This window comes from Corallococcus sp. AB032C (assembly GCF_003668935.1).
Taxonomy (GTDB): domain Bacteria; phylum Myxococcota; class Myxococcia; order Myxococcales; family Myxococcaceae; genus Corallococcus; species Corallococcus exiguus.
Genome location: NZ_RAWP01000221.1, coordinates 1 through 4,337, shown reverse-complemented (window position 1 = coordinate 4,337; position 4,337 = coordinate 1). Strand labels below are relative to the sequence as shown.

General features: G+C 70.2%; 4 protein-coding genes and 1 pseudogene. 1 reads left to right on the top strand and 4 read right to left on the bottom strand.

Annotation, left to right across the window (positions count from 1 at the left end; all coding sequences use genetic code 11):
* Positions 1-2: 2 nt before the first annotated feature.
* The 3 genes from D7X99_RS41555 to galU all read right to left on the bottom strand — a co-directional run bounded on the left by D7X99_RS41555 (position 3) and on the right by galU (position 2,364).
* The gene (locus D7X99_RS41555; protein WP_121782542.1) at positions 3-611 is read right to left on the bottom strand and encodes a glutathione S-transferase family protein; all 609 of its coding nucleotides are present in this window, start codon (positions 609-611) and stop codon (positions 3-5) included.
* Positions 612-712: 101 nt separating this feature from the next.
* Complete coding sequence (locus D7X99_RS41550; RefSeq protein WP_120575918.1) at positions 713-1,465, bottom strand: hypothetical protein; 753 nt, start codon at positions 1,463-1,465, stop codon at positions 713-715.
* Positions 1,462-2,364 (bottom strand): UTP--glucose-1-phosphate uridylyltransferase GalU, encoded by a 903-nt coding sequence (galU, locus tag D7X99_RS41545; protein ID WP_120575917.1) that lies wholly within the window; start codon positions 2,362-2,364, stop codon positions 1,462-1,464. Before galU ends, D7X99_RS41550 begins: the two co-directional genes overlap by 4 nt.
* 60 nt (positions 2,365-2,424) lie before the next feature.
* Between galU and D7X99_RS41540 the strand changes: the two genes are divergently transcribed.
* Positions 2,425-3,294, top strand: a complete 870-nt coding sequence (locus D7X99_RS41540; RefSeq protein WP_120575916.1) for a hypothetical protein — start codon at positions 2,425-2,427, stop codon at positions 3,292-3,294.
* A 22-nt stretch (positions 3,295-3,316) separates the two neighbouring features.
* Here the strand turns inward: D7X99_RS41540 and D7X99_RS43035 are convergent.
* Positions 3,317-4,337 (bottom strand): annotated as a pseudogene (locus D7X99_RS43035) (hypothetical protein); the annotation flags it as partial.

The window sequence follows — 4,337 nt, the reverse complement described above, 5'->3', positions numbered from 1 at the left end:
GGCTAGCGGCCGGCGGACTTCTTCACGGACGGGCGGTTGGACACGCGGTCCCACCAGGCCATCACGTTCTTGTACGGGGCCACGGTGTCCTTCTCCCCCATGGCGAAGAGGTACTCCATGTACGGCGCGAAGCAGACCTCGGCGAGCGTGAAGTCATTGCCCGCCAGGTACGGCCGGGTCGCCAGCGCCGCGTCGAGGACCTCCAGCGGACGCTTCAGGCCCTCGCGGCCCTTGGCGATGTTCTCCTCGTTGTTGGTGCCCCGGAAGCGCTCCATGACGATCTTCATCGCCGGGCCGGAGAAGTAGGACTGCTCCACGCCGATGAACTGCTCCATCAGCGCGTAGGCCTTGGGGTCCGCGGGCGTCAGCGACGGGCCCGGCAGGGTGCGGTCCAGGAAGCGGCTGATGGCGCGCGACTCGTACATGACGAAGCCGTCGTCCAGCTCCAGCGCGGGCACCACGCCAAAGGGCTGGCGGGCGATGTGCGCGGGCGTCTTCTGCTCGTGCTTCATCAGGTCGATGTTGATGAACTCGACCTCGTGGCCCTTCTCCGCCAGGACGTTGAGGACCTTGCGGGTACACGTGCTCATCGGGTTGCCATGGAGCTTCATGCGAATCGCCTCCGAGCCAAGAACCGGGGAAATCCCGGTCCTGGAACGGGCGGGACTTTCACCGTGAGTCCCGCCCATCGCAAGCGAATCGAAGCGGACCGCTACTTGAAGAGCGTGTCCGGCACGGCCGAGCGGTTGTCCGCCTTGAGGGCGGTGAAGCGCACCACGCGCTGGCCCGCCTTCCACACCTCCACCGTGCGGGGCATCCAGTCGCCGGTGGCCGGCGAGGCGTAGTCCAGGAAGCGCACGTCCCAGGCCGCCCCGGACGCGTCCGAGTAGCGCAGACGCGCGGGCCGGAAGGCGTCCTTGTAGACCCAGAACTGGGGCTTGCCCTCCGCGGGGTCTCCCAGGACGAAGGCCACCTCACCGCCGAAGCGCGCGAGCGACGTCACCTTCGTGTTGATGCCCAGCCCCTGGAGCCAGGCCTCCTGGGCGAGCTTGGTGTCCTGCACGCTGCCCGCGTCCTGCGCGAGGATGGCGCACACCTGGGCCACCAGCACGGAGATGGCGGGCAGCTCCTTGCCCTCCACGCGCTTCTTGCCGGAGACCTGCACGGTGGAGGACTTGAGGCTGCTGTCCGGAGAGCTCGCGTCGAAGCGGCAGCGGCCCGGAATCTTCGCGGACAGCACGCCGTCACCCTGGAGCTCCGGGCGGTCCGTGGGGACGTTGAGGGCGGCCCCCGCTTCCGCCACGCCCGTGGAGGAGAAGATGACGGAGCCTTCCACGCGGAAGGCAGACAGGCGCTTCTCCTCCCGCGCGTTGGCCATGCGCCGCAGGATGGAGCCGCCGGGCAGCACGTAGGCGCCGGCGGCGAGGGACACGAGGACTGCGGATACGGCGATGAGACGCTTCACGGCTTCTCCGTCTTGACGACCTCGCGCAGGTACTCCAGGAGCCCTCCGCGCAGGTCGGGGCGCTTGAGCGCATAGGCGATGTTCGCCTTGAGGTAACCCACCTTGTCACCGGCGTCGTAGCGCTGGCCCTGGAACTTGTAGCCCAGCAGACCTTCGGTCTTCTGGAGCGTGGCCAGGCCGTCCGTGAGCTGGATTTCCCCGCCCACGCCCGTGGTCTGCTTCTCCAGGATGGGAAAGATGGACGGGGGCAGCACGTAGCGGCCAATCACCGCCAGGTTCGACGGGGCGGTGCCCTTCTTGGGCTTCTCCACCACGTGGTCGATTTGGATGACGCCGTTGCCCAGGTCCTTGCCCGCGGCGATGCCGTACATGTGCGTCTCGCTGTCCGGAACCTCCATCAGCGCGATGACGGCCTTCTGGTGCTGCTGGTAGATGCGCGCGAGCTGGCCGATGCCCGGATCCTCCGAGTCGATCATGTCGTCGCCCAGGAGGACGCCGAAGGGCTCGTCGCCGATGACGCTCTTGGCGCACAGCACCGCGTGGCCCAGGCCGAGCGGCTCCTTCTGACGCACGCTGATGATGCGCACCAGGTTCGCGATGGCGCGCATCCGGTCCGCGTCCGCCGTCTTCCCGCGCGCGCGCATCGTGGTCTCCAGTTCGAACGCGATGTCGAAGTGGTCCTCGATGGCGCCCTTGCCGCGGCCGTTGATGACGACGACGTCCTCCATGCCGGCCTTCACCGCCTCCTCCACGATGTACTGGAGGGTGGGCGTGTCGACGATGGGCAGCATCTCCTTCGGCACGGCCTTGGTGGCCGGGAGGAAACGGGTGCCCAGGCCGGCGGCGGGGATGACGCACTTGCGGATGAGCTTCGCTGCCTTCGTGTCAGGAGAGGACATGGGGCGGGGAATCTATTGGTGGCCCAGAACCCCAGCAAGCCGGATAGATTCCCCGGTGCCATGCCGCTCCGTGCCATCGCCGCCGCCCTGTCGTTGACGCTCTCCGTGGTCCCCTCCTTCGCCCGAGCCGCCACGACCGAACGGGCCGATGAGCTGCGCAACATCGCGAGTGCCCGGTCCCTGGGCATGGGCGGCGCCTACCGGGCCACCGGCATGGGTGCGGATGCACTCCTGGGCAATCCGGCGGCGATGGCGCTGTACCCGGCCTACCGCATCGAGGGTACGGGTGCGTACGACCCACGCAACAAGGAGGGCTTCCTGGGCCTCAGCCTGGCGGACTCCAGCAGCGGCCGGCTGGCGCTGGGCGTGGACTACCACTGGCTTTCGCTGGGACGTGGCGGAGGGCGTACGTCCGCGAACCTGAGCACGCTGGGCGCGGCGTTGCCCCTGGGGCAGTCGCTGCTCATCGGCCTGTCGGGGCACTACCTGCGGCTGAATGGCCAGTCGCGCTTCGCCAACTCCATCACGATGGACGCGGGCATCCTCGTGCGGCTGAGCGAGCAGCTGTCGCTGGGCGTGTCGGGGAACAACCTCATCGACACGGACAACGTGGAGCTGACGCGCTACTTCTCCGCGCACGCGGCCTACGTGGGGCAGGCGGTGGTGGTGGCGTTCGACATGCGCGGGGACTTCGAGACGCGCGACTCGACGGTGCTCACGTACAACACCGGCGCGGAGTACGTCTTCGACCAGACGATTCCGCTGCGCGTGGGCTACACGTACGACGGCTTCCAGAAGATATCGCGCGTGACGGTGGGCGCGGGCTTCCTGTCGCCCGGCGGCGGCGGCTTGGACCTGGCGTACGAGCACGACCTGGGCGGGCTGAACGGGCGCGTGCTGTCGCTCACGCTGCGGCTGCTGGTGAACTGAGGCGCTTCCAGGCGAAGCCGCTCTAACGTCCGCGGCCCGCTTCGGCGGCGTCGCGCAGGGCGAGGTAGCGCTCGGAGGCGGCGAAGCGGACCAGCTCCTCCAGCTCTGAATCGTTGGGGCGGCGGGCCCGGAGCACGGTGAGCGAGGGCCCGGGGCCTCCGCAGGCGACGAGCCCCGCGCGGTTGGCGGAGTCGCGCGCGGCGGCGACGAGCAGGTTCGCGTCGAAGTCGCGGGTGCCGGGCTCCATCAGGAGGGCGGCGCGCTCCAGGGCCCTGGGGGACAGGGACTCGCGCACCACGCGGGCGTCGTCGCCGGCGTCCTTGGGGTTCTTGAGGACGGAGGACAGCAGCGCGAGCGCGCGCAGCAGGTGGTCCTTGCGCAGGGCGCGCAGGGCGAGCAGGTCCGGTGACAGCGAGAACAGCGCGCGGCCGGCGTGGAAGCGCAACTCGGCGTTGGTGGGGGGCTGCTGCACGAGCTGCCGGCCCACGACGAGGCGTGGGGTGGAGGTGTGCAGTGGGGTGATGTTGGCGCTGTCGTCGTCGCCCGCGACGAGCTCCGGCAGGGGCACGCCCAGCAGGCGCGCGGTGCCGTTCAGTGCGTCGAGCACGGCGGCTGCGCCCGGACCGGAGGAGGCGCGCAGGGGCTCCGTGGTGTTGGCGATGCGCGCGGGCGACGGGAACAGCCGGCACAGCGCGATGCCCACGCACGCGAGCAGTTCCCCGGACGGGGTGCGCAGGCCCGGGTGGCGCAGGCCGGCGCGCTCCTGGTTGGTGAGGGGCACGCGCTGCACGCGGGGCGCGGGGACGTCACGGCCTTCCAGTGCGTCCGCGAGCTCGCGCATGAGCGCGGCGCGGGTGGGGTCACCGCGCTGGTCGAAGTGGTCCACGAGGCCGCGGTAGGGCTTCGGGTCGAGCGGGCTCTCACGCACGAGCTTGAAGACGATGGGCTCCGCGGAGGTGGCGTCCGCGGGGGGCTCGGCGTCCGGGACGGCGGCGGGCGTCTCGCGGGTCTCGGTGGAGCCGACGGTGGGGCGGCCTCCGGGC